General features: G+C 60.6%; 15 protein-coding genes and 1 pseudogene. 4 read left to right on the forward strand and 12 right to left on the reverse strand.

The features are described 5' to 3' along the window. Positions 1–3: 3 nt before the first annotated feature. On the forward strand, positions 4–1,425 hold the full coding sequence (locus BH682_RS04335) for an alpha/beta hydrolase (RefSeq protein ID WP_042449462.1): 1,422 nt from the start codon (positions 4–6) through the stop codon (positions 1,423–1,425). 23 nt (positions 1,426–1,448) lie between these two features. Beyond that, on the forward strand, positions 1,449–1,940 hold the full coding sequence (locus tag BH682_RS04340) for an NUDIX domain-containing protein (RefSeq protein WP_075835146.1): 492 nt from the start codon (positions 1,449–1,451) through the stop codon (positions 1,938–1,940). A gap of 384 nt (positions 1,941–2,324) precedes the next feature. Here the strand turns inward: BH682_RS04340 and BH682_RS04345 are convergent. The 11 genes and pseudogenes from BH682_RS04345 to BH682_RS04395 form a co-directional block, all read right to left on the reverse strand. After that, a pseudogene (locus BH682_RS04345) lies at positions 2,325–2,651 on the reverse strand (transglycosylase family protein); the annotation flags it as partial. Positions 2,652–3,135: 484 nt separating this feature from the next. Further along, positions 3,136–4,041, reverse strand: a complete 906-nt coding sequence (locus tag BH682_RS04350; RefSeq protein WP_003945519.1) for an oxygenase MpaB family protein — start codon at positions 4,039–4,041, stop codon at positions 3,136–3,138. Between the two features lie 24 nt (positions 4,042–4,065). After that, on the reverse strand, positions 4,066–4,623 hold the full coding sequence (locus BH682_RS04355) for a mce associated protein mas1a (RefSeq protein WP_075832206.1): 558 nt from the start codon (positions 4,621–4,623) through the stop codon (positions 4,066–4,068). Continuing rightward, complete coding sequence (locus BH682_RS04360) at positions 4,610–5,830, reverse strand: MlaD family protein (RefSeq protein ID WP_075832208.1); 1,221 nt, start codon at positions 5,828–5,830, stop codon at positions 4,610–4,612. The genes BH682_RS04355 and BH682_RS04360 overlap by 14 nt, the downstream gene beginning before the upstream one ends. Then, positions 5,827–6,891, reverse strand: coding sequence for an MCE family protein (locus tag BH682_RS04365; RefSeq protein WP_075832210.1), 1,065 nt, complete (start codon positions 6,889–6,891; stop codon positions 5,827–5,829). Before BH682_RS04365 ends, BH682_RS04360 begins: the two co-directional genes overlap by 4 nt. Further along, a complete protein-coding gene (locus tag BH682_RS04370; protein ID WP_003945762.1) occupies positions 6,888–7,985 on the reverse strand; it encodes an MCE family protein in 1,098 nt (365 codons plus the stop codon). The genes BH682_RS04365 and BH682_RS04370 overlap by 4 nt, the downstream gene beginning before the upstream one ends. After that, complete coding sequence (locus BH682_RS04375) at positions 7,982–9,037, reverse strand: MCE family protein (protein WP_075835148.1); 1,056 nt, start codon at positions 9,035–9,037, stop codon at positions 7,982–7,984. The genes BH682_RS04370 and BH682_RS04375 overlap by 4 nt, the downstream gene beginning before the upstream one ends. After that, a complete protein-coding gene (locus tag BH682_RS04380) occupies positions 9,037–10,068 on the reverse strand; it encodes an MCE family protein (RefSeq protein WP_042449469.1) in 1,032 nt (343 codons plus the stop codon). The genes BH682_RS04375 and BH682_RS04380 overlap by 1 nt, the downstream gene beginning before the upstream one ends. Beyond that, the gene (locus tag BH682_RS04385) at positions 10,065–11,288 is read right to left on the reverse strand and encodes an MCE family protein (RefSeq protein WP_007734237.1); all 1,224 of its coding nucleotides are present in this window, start codon (positions 11,286–11,288) and stop codon (positions 10,065–10,067) included. Before BH682_RS04385 ends, BH682_RS04380 begins: the two co-directional genes overlap by 4 nt. 3 nt (positions 11,289–11,291) lie before the next feature. Beyond that, entirely contained in the window at positions 11,292–12,149 is an 858-nt protein-coding gene (locus tag BH682_RS04390; protein ID WP_075832212.1) for an ABC transporter permease, read from the reverse strand. Then, positions 12,149–12,958: an MlaE family ABC transporter permease gene (locus BH682_RS04395; protein WP_003945485.1), complete on the reverse strand. Its 810-nt coding sequence runs from the start codon at positions 12,956–12,958 to the stop codon at positions 12,149–12,151. The genes BH682_RS04390 and BH682_RS04395 overlap by 1 nt, the downstream gene beginning before the upstream one ends. Before the next feature lie 541 nt (positions 12,959–13,499). On the opposite strand from BH682_RS04395, the gene BH682_RS04400 reads away from it, so the two are divergent. Next, entirely contained in the window at positions 13,500–14,759 is a 1,260-nt protein-coding gene (locus tag BH682_RS04400; protein ID WP_223304659.1) for a TetR/AcrR family transcriptional regulator, read from the forward strand. A gap of 34 nt (positions 14,760–14,793) precedes the next feature. Continuing rightward, positions 14,794–15,999: a winged helix-turn-helix domain-containing protein gene (locus BH682_RS04405; RefSeq protein WP_050655742.1), complete on the forward strand. Its 1,206-nt coding sequence runs from the start codon at positions 14,794–14,796 to the stop codon at positions 15,997–15,999. Between the two features lie 245 nt (positions 16,000–16,244). Here BH682_RS04405 and BH682_RS04415 read toward each other — a convergent pair whose 3' ends face one another. Continuing rightward, positions 16,245–17,399, reverse strand: a complete 1,155-nt coding sequence (locus BH682_RS04415; protein WP_075832216.1) for a Rieske 2Fe-2S domain-containing protein — start codon at positions 17,397–17,399, stop codon at positions 16,245–16,247. Between the last annotated feature and the right edge of the window lie 52 nt (positions 17,400–17,451).

The following is a 17,451-nucleotide window of genomic DNA, read 5'->3' on the forward strand; positions in this document are numbered from 1 at the left end:
CGAGTGGATCTCACAGATATCGACGTATGGGACGTCGAAGCCTTGGATCAACTGTCTGCTGGGTTGGAAGGCGTTCTGGTCGCTCACCGCGTTCGCGACATCCGTCGACGGCTGGATACGCTGCGCAAAGAGGCCGTCGCCGACGACTTGCATATTCGTCAGGATGGAACCGTCTCTGCCGTTGCGCCCATCGCCGACGGTCACCCGCTCCACGTGCACGCCCAGTTGCTCGAGGTCGCAGTTCGAGAACTGATCGGTGAGGCACTGCTGGTCAGCGCGGATCTTCATCATGCGTTGTCTCTGCGGTCTCAGGTCGGCACCGACCTCCGTGACAAAGCTGTGCGTGTGGGGGAGGAGTGGCGAGCGTTCAGCCCTGATCGGCAGCGTCAGATGTTGCGTCATGCACCAGGCCTGATCGCCAACCTCGACGGCATTCCTGCTGCGATTCGCAGCCCGGCCAATCTCGATCGAATTCAATCGGAACGAGCACGGCTGCAAGATGATTCAGTCCGAATCTCGCAAGAACTTCACCGCGAGTTCTTCGGCGGCAGACTGAGTAACACCGGGGCGGGCCAGTGGTACGCCGAACGCAAACTCGAGGATCTGGACGCGCTCGACGAGTTGTTTCGCGCCGAACCTGATCGACGGTTACTGCTCATGGACATGCGCTCGGGCGAACGAGGCTTCGCTGCAATTGCGATCGGTGATCCGGACACAGCGGATCACATCTCCGTGACGATTCCCGGACTGAACACCAACGTCAAGGACTCGATGCGCGGAATGGTCGGAGAGGCAACGCGATTACGAGCCGAGGCGATGCGGCAACTCGAACTGGCCGGCCGAAAGGAAAGCGTGGCCACCATCGCCTGGATCGGATATGACGCGCCACAGGTGATCGGGCCGGGAAAGTTCGACATCGGTCGGGCCAGCTTCGACGTCAGTCGATCGTCCAAAGCAGGCATAGCCGCCGACGCATTGGGTAGCTTCTTTCACGGTCTTCGTGCCGCGTCGGTCAACGACGGAGTCCATATCACCGCGTTGGGCCACTCCTACGGATCCCTCGCGACTTCTCTTGCGCTGCAACGCGGGGCAAGCGCAGCGGTCGACGACGTGGTGTTCTACGGTTCACCCGGGGTGCGAGCCAAGGTGGAGTCGGACCTCGGTATCGCCGACCGGCACGTCTACGTCATGAAAGCGGAAGGCGACAGTATCGCGGGGTTCGGCCGTTTCGGTGGAGATCCGACGCGCACCGAGTTCCATCGGTTGTCCACGGCCGAGGGGATCACCCCGGATGGAGTGAAACACGAGCGGGCGTTCGGGCATGCGGAGTACGCGAGGACCGGAGACAACGGAGAACTGCGGATGTCGGGATACAACCTCGCGGTTGTGGTTGCCGGACTGCCGGAGTTGGCCGTTATGGCCTGACCTGCTGGCTTACAGTGGCACTCATGCGTCTGAGGCATTCGGCCAGGGGGTTGGTCGTTGACGACCAGTCCCGTCTTCTGCTTTACCGATTCATCGCGCCCGGGGGAGGGCTGACGGTCTGGTGTCCTCCGGGCGGAGGCTTGGAAGGAGACGAAACCCCGTCCGAGGCGCTCGCGCGCGAATTGGACGAGGAGATCGGCTTGCGCGACTACGGCGCAGCCACCCATGTGTGGCATGAGGAGATCCGTGACCCGGCGATATTGCCGGGTTGGGGCGGTGCGATCAACGACTACTTCCTCGTGCCGATGGCGACTGCATTCGAGCCCTGTGGGTCGTTGGGGCGCGAAGCGCTGGCCGCCGAGCTGGTCGAGCACTTCGAGTGGTGGAGTGTTGACCGCCTCTTGTCACACAGTGGTCGAGAAGTGTTCGGGCCACGCGATTTACCCGACCGGTTTGCACGCCTGGTCAAGGATGGGCCATCGAGTGCGCCGGATCGATTTGTTCGGTCGCCGTGAGGGATGCGAGGTAGCGATTGAAAACGAACATTTCGGCATCGAAACACGGCTACGCTGGGGTTATGGAGCACTACGTGCGTAAGGACCCCATCCCGTACGCTTCTACGGCTGCGCCGGTCAGTTCTCACAACCGGTTGGCGAGGGCGGCCCAAAAATTGTGGATGGCTCTCCGAGGGCTGATGCGTGATCGGAAGGCGAGTCAGTACACCTCGCTCGCTCCGCGTCATCCCGACGGATCACGTACCGCCGTAATGTCTTTCAACAGCAGCGGCGGAGGGGCCGGATCAGGCGGGGCATGAAGGTCGCTAGTGCGACGCTGCCCGGGGCCCGTCGAATTCTCGACGAACACCGGGCAGTGACGCACTACTCGAACTGGGGTCAGCGGAGGTACTGTCCGCACACCGGCCACGCGCCGGCGCCCTGACCGGCAAGGACGTTTTCAGCAACGCGGACCTGTTCTGCCTGGCTGGCGTTGGCGGCGCTGCCCGCTCCGCCGTAGGCCTCCCACGTGCTCTGGCTGAACTGGAGTCCGCCGTAGTAGCCGTTTCCGGTGTTCGCGGCCCAGTTGCCCGAAGATTCGCATTCTGCGACACCCGACCAGTCGTGGGTGGCTGCGGATGCGGTGCCTGCGCTCAATCCGAGGGCTCCGGCTGCGAGGGCTCCGGCTGCGGCGACAGAGGCAAGTGCACGGGTAACGGTGGTCTTGGTCATTTTTGGTAAATCCTCTCGAGTCCCGCCGACGGAGGACGGTGACCGTCTCAGCTCCGCTCCCACCACTAGGAATGTTGTCGAGTCCGAACCGCGGGGTGGGACGGGCGGTGGCGATTCGGTAATGCCCGGTTGATCGGGCTGTCACCAACCATAAGAGATGATTACGGATTGGTCACGGGTCGGCGTGTCGACACATGTTTGTGCAACAGAAATGCATCAAAGAGTGTTTTCCCAGGTCGCATGGCGATACGCCACCTCTCCCGGCGTTACATAAACGAGATAAAATGTGATGTAAGTCACCTGAAACGTGCCTCGACGGCGTCGATATGCGGCGAATGTGACACTCAATCAGCCCGGTTTGTCGGCTTTTCGACCCGGTTTTCAGTCGTGCTGGAACCCATGTCCAGTCGTGATCTGTTGTCGACCGACCGGCCCGATTTACCTGTAGGGCAGCAGAATTGACAACGAATAACGCGCCGCTGGCTCAGACGAGATTCTTGCTCGCCTTGATCCGGCGGCGAATGTCGCGCATCTGAATGGTGTTGCCGGCCTGACGAACGGAGCGTGGGATGAACCTGTTGACGAACGACACGAAAATGAAGAGGTGTTCGAACCGGCGGCGGTCGTCTTCGGTCCACTCGAGATCGAGTTGGTCGCGGTAGATCGGTGGAAGGAATCCGACCGTCAGGAACCGCAACAAGTTTCGGAACACCAGGCGTATCGGCCACGCGATCATCTGTAGGTTGACCAAGTCGATCAGGTACTGCTTGGTGCGTTCGTCGATGACGACGCGTTCGCAACCGAGGTTCCAGTAGCGCTCGAAGTCGGCACGTGTGGCCGGCCACATCTCTTCGGTGACCTGCAGCGTCGTTCCCAAAGTTGACGCGGACTTGTAGAACGACTCCGCCTGTTCTTCGGACATCTTGCCGTGCAGCAACTGATGACTGTCCTCGAAACCGATGAACAGGCATGCAGCAACCCATAATTGGAGTTCGCGATTGAAGGCGTTGTACTTGACCGGGCTGTTTGAATCCGACTTCACATGTCGGTGCACCGAGTTCACGGCCTCGCGGTAAGCCTTTCGCTCTTCCTCGTCACCCAGGATCGCGACCGTCAGGTACTGCGTCGTGGTTCGTGCACGCTTCCACGGATGCGCTGTCAGAGCACCCGATTCGACCTTGCTCTCCATGACGCCGTACGCCACCTCGGGCCAACCGAGTTGCAGGATGACGTTGGCAGCGGCTCCGGCGAACGACCAGAAATCGAGTGCGTCGGTGATGTGTGCGGGCTTACGTGCCCACCGTCTACGCTCGGCCGTGATGGTGATGCGTGTCTGATCGGTGCGAAGCGACGACTCGGACTTTTCCGAATCCAGGTAGTGAGTGGGCATGGATCTTCCTCCGCGTGTGGTGAGTTACTTGGTCTCGACGTTGCTCACGAGCCACCGGTCGCCCGAGCGGACCAGGGACACGACCATGCGGTACTTCTGTGTGTTTCCCTCTGGCGCTGCGACATTCTTGGCTTGTTGGTCGACGAACACGAGCATCTTGGCCGACGAATTGTCCAGCGATTCGATACCGACGTCTGTCGCCGTCGCGCTCGCCTGGCCTTGGCCCCCGGCAACGACTTCGCGAAGTGAATCGACCATTGTTCGGTAGGTGCCGGCAAACTCGTCGGTCGACATCGAGGCAATGCTGTCTTTGTTGGCATCGAGGTTCTGATAGTCGAAGGAGGACATGATGGTCGAGTAATCCCGCGCGGTGTCCAAAGCCTCCTGCCGCAGCGTGTCTTCCTGATTCGCCGAGTACATCTGGAATCCGAGCACCACCAACGCGGCGACCAGCGCCGCCGCTATTAGTGAGATCAGTGCGTTGCGTGGCTCCTTCAGGCGGCGAAGTAGCGACGGAGAAGTCGGATGTTCGGCCACCTCGGCTTCTGCCTCGTCGAGTAGTGCGTTGTCACCGTGTGCCATTTCCCAGTCCTTCCAACATCAATCTCCAGTAGTTCAGGGCGTCGACTCCGGTCGGGACGAGAATCGGATCTGCGACGACGGGCGGCCCGATCGGCGTACCGGGGACCGTCGAGTTCTGCAAACCGAGGTCGTTCGGACGCGGAGCATTCTGCGCTCCGCGTTGGACGAGGTCGTCGGCGGGGGGACAGTACATCGCCAGACTCGGACTGGTGGGAGACAGATCGCCGACCTCACGCCGAGGGGTGTCGTAGTTGCAGACCGGCCCCTGGGTCGCAACCAAGGCAAAGTCGGCTCGATCGCCTTTGACGATGGATGCCAGTTTGGCGAGACCTTCAGGAATCGTGACAAGTCCGGTTTCCAGGGCGTCTGTGCGGTCGGAGATGATCGGTGCGACAGTGGCGAGGTTGGCCAGGACCGCTCCGAAAGTGTTGTGGTACTTGTCGAACAACTGTTGAGCGCTGTTCAGGGCGGCGGGCGAATGATCGGTGAGGTAGATCAGCACCGGCGCGTTGGATTCGAGTTGTTCGGTGAAGTTCTTGGCAGCTGCCATTCCCCGGACGAACGAATCCGATTGTGTCGCCATGGAGTCCACCAACGTGGAGGTTCGCGACAGCAGCGCAGCGAGTTCGGCCGACTGGTCGTTCAACTGCGCCGACATGGTCCCACCGTTGTCGATCATCGTCGCCAAGCTCGGGCCGAGCCCGTTGAACGAATTCCCCAGCTCGGTCCCGATGTCGCTGATCGCTTGTGGATCAATCCCTTCCAGGACACCGGACGCCTGAAGCATCAACTGGCTCATCTGGACCGGTTGCTGATCCGCGGGCATGGCGATCTCGTCGCCGTCCCTAAGATACGGGCCGTGGTCTGTGTTGGGGTAGATGTCGACATTCTGAATTCCGGCTGCGGTCCCCATCGTCACCTTGGCGACGCTGTCGGTAGGTATCTCGGTGTTGTCGTTGAGTGAGAGTTCCACCCGAGCCGTGCGGGTGCCTGCGTCGAGTTCGACTTCACTCACTTTCCCCACCTGTACGCCGCGATACGTGACGACCGTGCCCTTGGTCAGTCCGAAGGCGTCGGACATGTTGGCGTGCAGCCGGATTTGACCCCCGAAACCCTGAGGGCCGACCACGTAGACGATCCCGAAAGGGATGACCACAGCAGCGATCAGAGCGAACAGGACAAGTTGAACAAGCGCAAGGCGACTCAACGCGGACCTCCCTGAAGTAGATCGGTGAGAGTTCCCGCTGGTGCGATCGATTGACCGGCCATACCGCCGCTCCAGAGCTTGTCGATCGTTCCCGGAATATCCAGGGCGCCGTCGAAAACGAGGTAGTCACCCTGCACTGCACCGGTGAAGTTTTCGAGCAACCCGTTCATGTTCGTCAGCGTCTGGCCGATCTCCGAGTTGAACGAATCCAGAGTCCCGACAACGGTCGACGCATCGTGCAGCATCGCGTCGAGGCCGTTGGGAGACGAGTCGAGAATGGTGTTTGCGTTGGTGGCGAGCTGAACGGTCGAGTTCAACAGGCTCGCAATCTGATCCTTCTGTCCCACGAGAATCGACACCACCTGTGGAACGGAATCGAGGTAGTTGTCGACAACTACGCGTTGGCCGGCCAGTTGGGAGGAGACCCGGGCAGCGAGGTCGACGGCCTCGTCGAACTCGCTGCGGTGACTGCTTGCCTCTGCCATGAGCGAGGTGAGGGTCTCGGTCAGAGAACGAACTTCACCGGAGCGCCCGGAAATCGCGGTGTTCAGCTCGCGCACCACGGTATCGAGTTGGTCGATGCCGCTTCCGGTCAGAACCGTGCCGAGGGTGGCAAGCGCACTTTCGACCTGCGGACCGATCTCGGTGCGAGACTCCGGAATTGTGTCTCCGTCGCTGAGCGTGGAGCCGGACGGAACTTCCGGCACCAAGAGTCTGATGAACGGATTGCCAAGTGCGGACGGGAGTTCGACGGAAGCTTCGACGTTGTCGGGCAATGGCGTCGCGGCGTCCAGACTCAGAGTCACATCGGCTCCGACGACATCGGCTGATAGCGCGGATACTCGACCGATGACTTTCTGGCCGCTGCGGACGTCTGCTCCCAACACCAGGCCGTCGGCGCCGGCCAGCTGCAGCGCCACGTTGTACGCGTCACCGTCGGCCGAACGACCCAGGGGTAGGTCTTGAATGCCTGCGCTACAGCCGCCGAAGGCGAGCACGGCCGCAGAACCCACACCGATGATCACGATACCGGCGATTATTCGAATCGATTGCCGCGTCAATTGCCACCTCCGGGGACGGCTCCGCCGGAAATCGCGGAGGCGATGCCGAGCGGATCAGAAGTGCTGAGGGGGAAGGAAATCGGATTCGTGAACCCGGCTCCGGTGCAGATCGGCAACTTGTAGGTGTCGCACAGCGGTTTCGCCACCGCGAACTGAGTCAATGCAGTCGAGACGTTGAGCCGAATGCGCCCGCGCTGATCAGGACCGATTGTCTGGGAGAGGTTCTGCATCATCAACGGCACCAGGTCCATGAACTCGGCGAGGCCGGGTTCTTTGGCAGCCAGAGTGTCACCGAGAACTCGCACGTTGTCGGCTATGGCACCGACATCATCGCCGTGAGTTGTCATGAAACTGTTCAACTGGTCGAAGACCACCTGCAGATCCTGCAGAGGCTGTGAGATGTCCATGTTCTGGCTCGCCCATTGATCACCCAGGACGCCGAGGTCGCCGACAAGTTCGTCGAGGCTGACCTGCCGTGCGTCCAGAGCATTCATCAAAGTGTTGAGATTGTCGACAAGGGCACCGATGTCTTCCGACCGAGCGCCGACAACTCCGGTTGCCGTGCTGAGGTTGCGAATTGCGGTGTTGAATTGATCGCCCTGGCCCTGCCAGCCGGCGGCGCCGCGGCTCACGAGATCGCCGAGATTGCCCCCATCCCCGGCAAATGCGTCGGCCAAAGTGCTGACGCTTCCCATCAAGCCGTCGAAATCTATGGGGGAGTGGGCACGTTCGATCGGAATCTGGTCGCCGTCTTTCAGTGTCTCTCCGCCGGTGTACGCCGGGCCGAGTTCGATGTGTCGATCGCTGATCACCGATGGATTGAGGACATAGGCCGAGGCGTCGGCGGGCAGGTCCACGGAGTCGGGCATCGACATCGCTACTCGAACAGAAGTTCCGCGAGGTTCCACCGACGTGACCGTCCCGACGCCGACTCCGAGGACGGTGACCTTGCTTCCCTCGTAGATTCCGCCGACGTAGCTGAAATCGGCGTAGACGGTCTTGGACTGATCTGTTCGTCCGAATATGTACCAACCGGGCAGGGCGATCGCCAAGGTCACTACCAGCATGGCCGTGACGGCTTTTCGTGTATTCACTTGCAGCCCTCCATGATGCCGAGCGCGCAGAGCAGATTGTCCGGGATCACGGCCGCCGGCGCGTTGACGTCGGTCCAATTGCCGGTGCCGGTTGAATCGGTGACCGAACGCAGCGCGGAAGGAAGACGAGTCAACAGCAGGTCGATCTGATCTGCGTTGTTCTTCAGCGTGGTGGTGACCGCGACGAGGTTGTCGGTCATGGCTCCGAACTCGTCCTGACGATCGACGAAAGTGGTGGAGAGCTTCGAGATGATGATTGTCAGGTTGTCGACCAGCTGAGTCAGTGCGTCCTTGCGCATCGCAAGAGTTCGAACGATCGTCTGAGCATTGGCCGCAGTACCGAGGATCGAATCGGTTTGTGCCGCAGCCATGTCCGACAGCTCACGAGACATGATGAGAATCTGGTCGATCTGTTCACTGTTCTGCGCGAAAGCCGCCGAGGCGCCGCTGATTCCGGCCAGAGCCCGGCCCACCTGATCGGAATCAGTGGGAATCACCTGCGAAAGGGTGTTCATCATGGACTCCATCGCCTGTAGGTCGACGCCTGTTGCCGCAGTGGTGGCATCACTGCTGACGTCGTCGAGGCTGTACGGCACGGTTGTGCGGGAGAGCGGGATGACCCGCGCCTCGGAGTCGTCGACCACTCCGGCCGGCACGATCTCCAGGTAGCGCTTGCCGAGGACCGTCTTGAGCCTGACCGTCGCCGTGCTCTGGTTTCCCAAAGGCTGGTCCTTGTCCAAGCGGAAGTTGACGACGACGTGGTCGCCGGCAAGGTCGATCGAATCCACTCGGCCCGCGGGAACCCCGGCCACGTAAACCGGATCGGTGTCGGAAAGCCCGCTGGCATTGGCTAACTCGACTGTGTATGCCGACGTGCGTACGTTGTACCAGAGCTTCGGAATGCCCAAGGCGGCGCCGAGTCCCACCACCAGAACGAAGATTCCGAGACTGCCCAGGGCGAGAGCGGTGCCGCTACCGCTGCGACGGCGATCCCCTTTGAACAGGAAGAGCATGATGCCGACGAACACGTCGATCAGCTTGACCAGGAACATCATGAGCACACCGGCGAGTGTGTCGGACCGAAGATGTTGGCTTCCATGTCGCCTGCCTTCAGAGTGAAATTGCACAGATACAGGCTGATGAAACTTCCGTAACTTCCGATCCGGTTGGCGGCGTCGGCGAACTGGGGAAGGTTGACGAGAAGTCTGTTGAACTCGTCGGTGCTCGCAATCCAACTCCCGGTGACACTTTCGAGTTGTTGCACGGTCTGACCGAATGCGCCGTTCGACCCGGCCATGATCTGAGCCAACGACGAGACAGTGCGGTTTCCCTGATCCAAGAGCGAGACCAGTTGATCGTTCTGCCCGACGACGGAAGTACTCAGATCGTTCAAACCGTCCAACAGACCGACCAATTCGGGTTGACGCTCGTCGACGGAGGTGAGAAGAGTGTTCATGTTCGTGAGTAGTTGCGCGAAGACGTCCTGACGGTCGACCAGGCCGGAACTCATGGTCGCGATCTGGTCGAGCAGGGTGGTCATTGCCTGGCCCTGGCCGTTGAAGGTTTCGACAAAACTTCGCGTGAGCGTGTTGACCTGCTCGGGCTGCAGCGCGGCGAACAACGGTTTGAACCCGTTCATCAGGGCCGTCAAGTTGATCGGCGGTGTTGTCTGCGCCAGCGGTATCGTGTCACCTGGTTCGAGCTGTCGTGCGGATACCGTTGTTGCGCTGTCGTCTTGCGTCAGTGCCAGATATCGAGCACCGAGCATGTCGCCGTAGCGCACGGCGGCACGGACATCCGACTCGAGGGAATATCGCGACTCGATTTCGACGTCGACGATCGCCTTGCTCGTCCCGCCTCCGTTGTCGGCGAACGCAACCGAGTCCACGCGGCCGATACGCACACCCGACATGGTGACCGGGTTGCCCGGGTTGAGTCCTTCGACGTCGGTGAACTCGAACGAGTACGAATCGGTGCTTCCGCGAACCGGGACCGACAACGTGTTCGCCACGAACGACGCGCAGGCGACGCCGGTGAGACAGAAGAGTGACAACCGAATTACCTGGCCAGGACGGACCTTCACGGGACGGTCACCTCGTTACCTCTGACCATCGGCCCCAACATCAGTGTTGTTGCCGGGTTGGGGGTATCCGAGGGTTCCGGCGATCCGCCCAGTAGTTGATCTTCGAGGTACCGCAGGGGGGCCGCTTCGGCTACGCCGCCCACGACCGGGGCACTGACGGGTTGTTCAGGCGTCAGGTTGGAGCCCGAACACTGTGCTCCGCGCGAGTCACCGTACTGCGGGCAATCATCACCCGTGTATGGGAGCGGTTCGGCGAACGTGGCAACTGCTGTGATGTCGAACTTTCCGGTGGCGAAGACTCGAGCGCCCGCGGCGCCGAACGTACTGGCATTGGCGAGGGTGGAACGCAGTCCTCCGGGATTGGCCGCGGTGGTTGCGAGTATCTTTCCGGCGGAATCGATCACAGTGATGATGTTTCGGTTGTTCGCCCCGACAAAATCGTCGACGGTAGCGGCGAAGACTGCGGCCGCGCCGATCGAGGACTCGAGATTCGCTCTGTTGGCGACCATGTCGTTCGAGACGGTTGTGGCGGCTGCCAAGGTATCGAGAATGTCGGGGGTCGCACGGTCCAACGCGTCGACGACCGACTTGAATTCGGGTGTCGATTCGAGGAATTGGTGTGCGGCGGGTGTCAGTACGCCGGACGCGGCACTGAGATTGTCTATCGTGGTACCGATCTCGGCTCCGTTTCCGTCGAGCGCCTGGCCCAGCGCAGTCAGGGCTGTCTGCAACTTCTCGGGCTGCATCGCAGTGAGGACGCCCACCAACTTGGTGTACACGTCGTAGAGCGCAACGGCTTCGGGACCGTCGTCCATGTGGATCTCGTCTCCGTCCGCCAGAGTCGTCTGGCCCTGCTCATTCGGACTGTCCACGAGCTGCATGTAGATGTCGCCGAAGAACGTGCGTGGAACAACGCGAGCCACCACGTCAGCGGGAATCTTCGACGCGTCATCGGTCTGAATCTGCAACTGCACAACGGATTCGGCGGTTCCTGATTCGATTTCGCCGATTCGGCCGACGTTGACGCCGTGGTACCGAACCGGAGCTTCACCGCTGATGAGACCGGCTGTGGCTGGAACAGCGACGAAGATGTCGGTGCTCTGCTCGAGATTTCCCGAACCGCGTAGAACCATTGTCACGGCGGCGGCGACGGCTACGACTATGGCGATCGCGCCGCGAAGGGCGTACACGATCTTCGTGCGTGTAGTGAGTCTGTCCACGGCTCAGACCCCCATTCCCGGGATCTGGGGCACGAGGCCCCACAGCGCGAAAGTCATCAGTACGTCGAGGATTCCGATCGCGAGGATCGCAGTCCGGAGCGCGCGCCCGGCCGCTTGCCCGACGCCGGCCGGACCACCGGAGGCATAGTAGCCGTACGCGCAGTGAACCAGCGCGACAACAGCGGCGAACACCACGGCCTTGAGACCCGAGTACAGGAGATCCTGCGGAGAGATCGCCAGATGGAAGAAGTAGTCGTAAGTACCTGCCGATGCGCCGTTGAAGAACACGACGACCAGTCGGGTCGAGAGGTAACTGGCCAGGAGTCCGATCATGTAGATCGGGATGACACAGATCATGGCAGCGATCACCCGGGTACCCGCGAGGAAGGGGATCGATCGGATCGCCATCGAGTCCAGCGCGTCGATTTCGTCGGAGATACGCATGGCCCCGATCTGGGCGGTGAAACCCGTTCCGACCTTGGCGGCCAACGCGATCGCGACGACAACAGGGGCCAGTTCACGGGTGTTGGCAACCGCGGACAGCATGCCGGAGAGCGAGGTCATCCCGACAAGCTCGAGGCCCCGGTGGGTCTCGACGCCCAACATCATCGCCGCGGCCAGCGACATCGCGAAGACGATCCCGATGGTGCCGCCGCCGGACAACAAGGAATTCGTGCCGAAGCTGACCTCGCTGATCTGACCGAGTGCATGCTTGCGGTACTTGGTGAGCGCAAAGGGGATCGATGCGATAGTGCGGACGTAGAAAGTGACGTGCTGACCGAGGGAGACGAGGCCGTCGCCCGCGGTTCGCAGGGGTCTGCTCGCTTGACGTGCTCGAACACGGAGATCGACGAGCGACATCAGAATTCACCGACTGCCGGGACGATTACGGTGTAGAGCGCGGACAACACTGTGTTCACGATGAAGACGAGCGCGAACGCGATGACCACGGCTTCGTTGACTGCGTCGGCAACGCCGCGTGGGCCACCTTTTGCATGTAGACCTTTGAAGGTGGCGACCAAAGTCGAAGCGATGCCGAAGACCGCAGCCTTCACCAAAGCCATGACGAAGTCGGAAGATCGCCCGTACTGACTGAACGTTGCCATGAACGTTCCGGCCGGAAGATGCTGGACGTAGATGTGGTACAGGTAGCACGCGATCACACCGCCGAAGGTGACCATCGAACACAGTGCAAGGGAGACGATCACTGCCGCAACCAATCTCGGTGCGACGAGGCGCTCGATCACGTCGATGCCCATCACTTCCATCGCGTCGATCTCTTCCCGGATCTTTCGTGAACCCAAATCCGTGCAGATCGCCGATCCTGCGACACCGGCCATCATCAACGCGCACACCAGCGCCGCGGCCTGACCGACGATGATGAAAGCTACGACAGCTCCGGAATATCCACCGGCTCCGATCCGGCCGGCCAGTTCACCGACCGAGACGGCGATGAATACACCGATCGGAATCATGAGAAGCAGCGACGGGCCGGTGCTGACGCGACCGATGAACAGGGTCTGAGTAACCGTCTCGTGCAATGAGAGTCGTCTGCGCAGGATTGCCGTGAACAGGCCGAAGAGTGCCTGAACCGAGAATCCGATCAGATAGCCCCCCTGTAACGCTACGTCTCGCACCGGGCCCTTCGCGGCTGGCAGCTCGTACGTCATCTAATTGAATTCCTTTGCAGATCAACAGTGTTCGGCACGGAGTTCGAACTGTTCGAGCGCTGGCGGTCGAGCGAACTGCCTGTGAAGCATCTCACACATATATGTGTCCAAGCAAGCATTATGTGAACCGAAATTCTCGTCGAACTGTCAGCCCTGTTGACCGAGTTTCCTTCATTGACGTGGAGATATCGGAACTGTTCATATCGACATCCTGTGTATGTTTACGAATATTCCGAATCTGTCAGTCGGATTGCTTCGTGGATGCGGGCTGGATGCTTCGAGCGGTGACCCTACCCACTGCTGGTGGCCACAGGCAACGTTTTGTTAACGAAGATTCTCGGTGGAAGCAACGGGGGAGGTGGCGAAGGGCGAGTGGTGTGTTCTGATCAAAGGCAGCGTTACCTGCATGTCTGAAACTCTAGACGCGCGATGTGCTGAAATCGGTGTACGAGTTTTCAGAATCATGCTTATGCTGATTCTCGTCTGATGAGCAGGCGGATCGAAGTGCTTCGTGCGTGAGGGCTGGAGAGTGGGGTACACGGTGAGCCTGAACGATCAGTTCGTCGACGCGCAGACGTCGAATGGGATTGTTCGGCAGCCGAGGTCCGACTCCGTCAAGAGGCGACCGAAGGACCGCAAGGCGCAGATCGCGGCAGCAGCGGCAATCGCGTTCAGTGAGCGCGGATATCCTGCTGTCAGTGTCGACGACATCGCGTCGGCGGTCGGTATTTCGGGTTCGGCGCTCTATCGGCACTTTCCGAACAAGTACGCGATGTTCCGCCACGCGGCACTGGAGTTGACCGGAGCGCTCGCCAGTGCCCTCGATGCCGTTTCGGTTGCGCCTGCGGCAACCGATGCGCAGCGGTTGCGCGAAGATCTGATTGCAGTGATACGAACGACGATCCGCAATCGGCGTACGGCCGGAATCTATCGTTGGGAGAGCCGGTTTCTCGACGCCGATGATCGGAAATCCGTTCGAGCGCAAGCCAGTGCGGTCAATCGCCGAGTAGCCCGGTATCTTTCGCGTTCCGAACCCGCGATGACGGCGAGGGACGAGACCCTTGTCGTGGCAGCGATGTTCAGCGTCATCGGCAGCATCACCGTCCATAACCTGTTGCTGCCCCAGCGATCGATGGAGAAGGTTCTGCTCGACGCGTGTCTGGCGATAGATCAAGGTGAGGGTGCAATCACCGCTAGCCGCTTGGAGCAGTCCTCGTTACCACGAACCGTGACCACGAACAAACGTGAACGTCTCTTGCAGGAAGCCGTGCGCCTCTTCGACTCTCGCGGGTATCACGACGTCAGCATCGAAGAGATCGCCGCGGCCGCCGGCTTGAACGCATCCGGTATGTACCGCTACTTTCCCAGCAAGGCAGAGCTTCTCGGCGCCGTGTTCTATCGAGCTGCAGATCGCTTGGACTTGGCGACGGCAGCGGTCTTCGACTCCGCGACTTCGCACGAACAAGTGCTCCGGTCACTGTCGGCGATGTACGTGGAGTTGTCGTTTGCACAGCACGAATTGATGTCGGTCTACTTCTCCGAGATGAACAACCTTCTGCCGAGTCATCGAAGCGATCTGAAGAATCGCCAGAAGCTTTACGTGGTCGAATGGGCGCGAGTGCTCGGCGAGATTCGTCCTGAGCTGTCGGCAGTAGAGGCGAAGTTCGTAGTTCATGCTGCGCTCAACCTGGTCCCGGATGTCGGCCGTATGATGAAGTTCGACGCTGCCGCAGAGAACGCGGCCATGTTGCAGGTGTTCATGTCGGCAGTACTGTTCGGCCGTCGGGCTTCGGCCGCCTGAAGCGTGTCGGTGAGTGTGCGTAGTCTGGCCCACTATGAGCGAAGTCGTGTCACTGGCAGCTGCCCGTCGCATAGCGCTTGCCGCTCAGGGATTCGGCAAATCGCATCCCACGACGGTGACGCGTCGCAATCTGGTCGGCGTGATGGACCGGCTGCAGGTGCTGCAGATCGACTCGGTCAATGTCTTCGAACGCAGTCACTACCTACCCGTTTATGCGCGATTGGGCGCATACGACAAATCCAGACTCGATCAGCTTGCCTTCGCCCCCGGTTCGGGATACCTCGAATACTGGGGCCACGAAGCAACGTTCTTGCCGGTGGACATGTGGCCGTTGTTCCGTTGGCGGATGGACCAGTTTCGCGCCAAAGCGTTGAGTGACAAGGACGGGTGGGCTTCCGATCGGAGTGTCTTCCTCGATTGGTTGCGGCAGGAGTTGCGCGACAACGGTCCGATGGCGGCGAGCGAGATCGAACACGAGGCGAACACGCGGCGCGGTCCGTGGTGGGGGTGGTCCGACGTGAAGGTCGGGCTCGAGACGCTGTTCCGTTGGGGCGAGGTGGTCTCGGCGGGGCGCGCCGGTTTCGAGCGTCGTTACGGCCTGGCCGAGCAGATGCTTGCACCCGAGATACTCGACGCACACGTCGAGCGGTCGGAGGCGATACGCGAACTGGTGCTGCGGGGTGTGAAGGCACACGGTCTCGGCACCCTCGACGACATCGCCGACTACTTTCGTCTGCCCAGCGCAGAAGCACGAACGGCCTTGCAGGAACTCGAAGACGCCGGCAGCGTGCGCCGGGTGTCCGTCGACGGCTGGGAGCGTCGAGGCAAGGCAAGGGAGGTGTGGATCGATCCGCGAGCGAAGCGTCCCAGGTCCATCCGTGCGGATGCGCTGTTGTCACCCTTCGACCCGGTAGTGTGGGCACGCGATCGAGCGTTGCGGCTCTTCGACTTTCACTACCGGATCGAGATCTACACTCCGGCGCATAAGCGAGTTCACGGATACTACGTGCTCCCGGTGTTGATCGACGACAAGATCTGCGCCCGAGTCGATCTGAAGAACGACCGTCAGAACCGTCGACTGCTTGTCCGCGCGGCGTGGGCCGAACCCACCGCGGACGCCGACACTGCGCCGCGGTTGGCGGAACTCCTTCGGAGAACTGCGCGTTGGCAGGGCTGCGACACCGTCGAGGTGGAGAACAAAGGTACGTTGTCTCAGCAGTTGGCCGCCGCTATGACGTGAGCCTTAAGGTCGCGAGGACGATTGTCATTCGGGAACTGTTATGCGTCCGTCGGTAGCTGCCTGATTGATGGAATTTCTCAATGCGGAACAACTTCCGGATCGAATTCTCGGCGGTTCAGCATCGTCGCGGTACTCCAAACATGCCGTGCGCGAATCTGATCGCCACTGGGTCGACGTGTGATGCCAGCTGTTCTTCTCCACGAGGACGTATGTTCCGCACCGCTCGCAGTCCAGCGGTTCCATGGTCATTGCCCTACTCCTGCGGCGGCCCTGCGTGCGATGTTGTCAGCGACTTCCTGCTTCCACACTTCGATGGGTTTGCTTGTGTCCATCTCGAATTCGAAACGGTCGACCATCTCGGGCGTGACGTCGGCGACGTCCACGTAGAACTGTTCATACCACCGCCTCAGTTGGTATACCGGACCGTCCTCGGTGCAGAGCAGCGGATTGTCGATGCGGGTCTTGTTCTTCCAGATCTCGATGTCCTGCTCGAACCCGACACCGATGTATCCGATCATCGCATCGACAAGTTGATCGGCGAACTCGGCGGGCATCTCTGCGGACTTCTGGACGGTAATGCCGTACATGAGTACGAATTTGTTCGGGCTCACCGGGTAGTGGCAGTTGATCAGCACCGAATCGGTCGTGAAGTTCTCGTAGACGTAGCGCAAGTCGTCGATCATGAACGACGGTCCGTGGTAGGCCGCTGTCGAAAGATTCGACACCAACTTCGGTACGTCGGGGTCGGTCCAGGTCACGATGTCGTCGCGGTTGATGCCGCTCTGCTCTTGGATGGCGACGTGTCCTTCGAAGACGTTCTTGAAATAGGTGGGGAACGAGAAGTGCACGTAGAAGAAGTGCGCCATGTCAACGACGTTGTCGACGATTTCTCGGCAGTTCGTATCGATGACTATCGACTTCCACACCCAATCGGTCCAGTCGTGCTGCGCAGACTTGATGATCGGTATGGCGACTTCGGCAGGAGGCGGATTGCCTTCGGGGTCGTGCCAGACGAAGAGCAGGCCGTCTTGTTCGAGCGCAGTCCAAGCGCGGGTCTTGGCAAGCGGGGGGACACGTCGAGCATAGGGAATTGCGGTGCATTTACCGTTGCCTCCCCATCTCCAGTCGTGGAAAGGGCACGCGATCGAATCGCCCTTTACCGTGCCCTGACTCAGGTCACCGCCCATGTGACGGCAGTACGCGTCGAGGATCTTCAGTTCGCCATGCGAGTCGGAGAAGACGACCAGTTTGGTACCGAAAGCTTCGATGGGATGGGGGTTCCCGTCGCTGTAGTCCTTGGCGAGGCCGAGGCAGTGCCATCCGCGGGCAAATCGAGTGGGAGGTTCTCCCTGGTCGATGATGCGAACCTCTTCCGATTCGTTGACATCCGCAATTGTCATGTTCTTCCTTTCGTGAGTACACCCGGTGGGCTGGACCGAGTGATGTTGTAGG

It is taken from the genome of Rhodococcus sp. YL-1, from assembly GCF_001942025.1.
GTDB lineage: Bacteria > Actinomycetota > Actinomycetes > Mycobacteriales > Mycobacteriaceae > Rhodococcus_F > Rhodococcus_F qingshengii.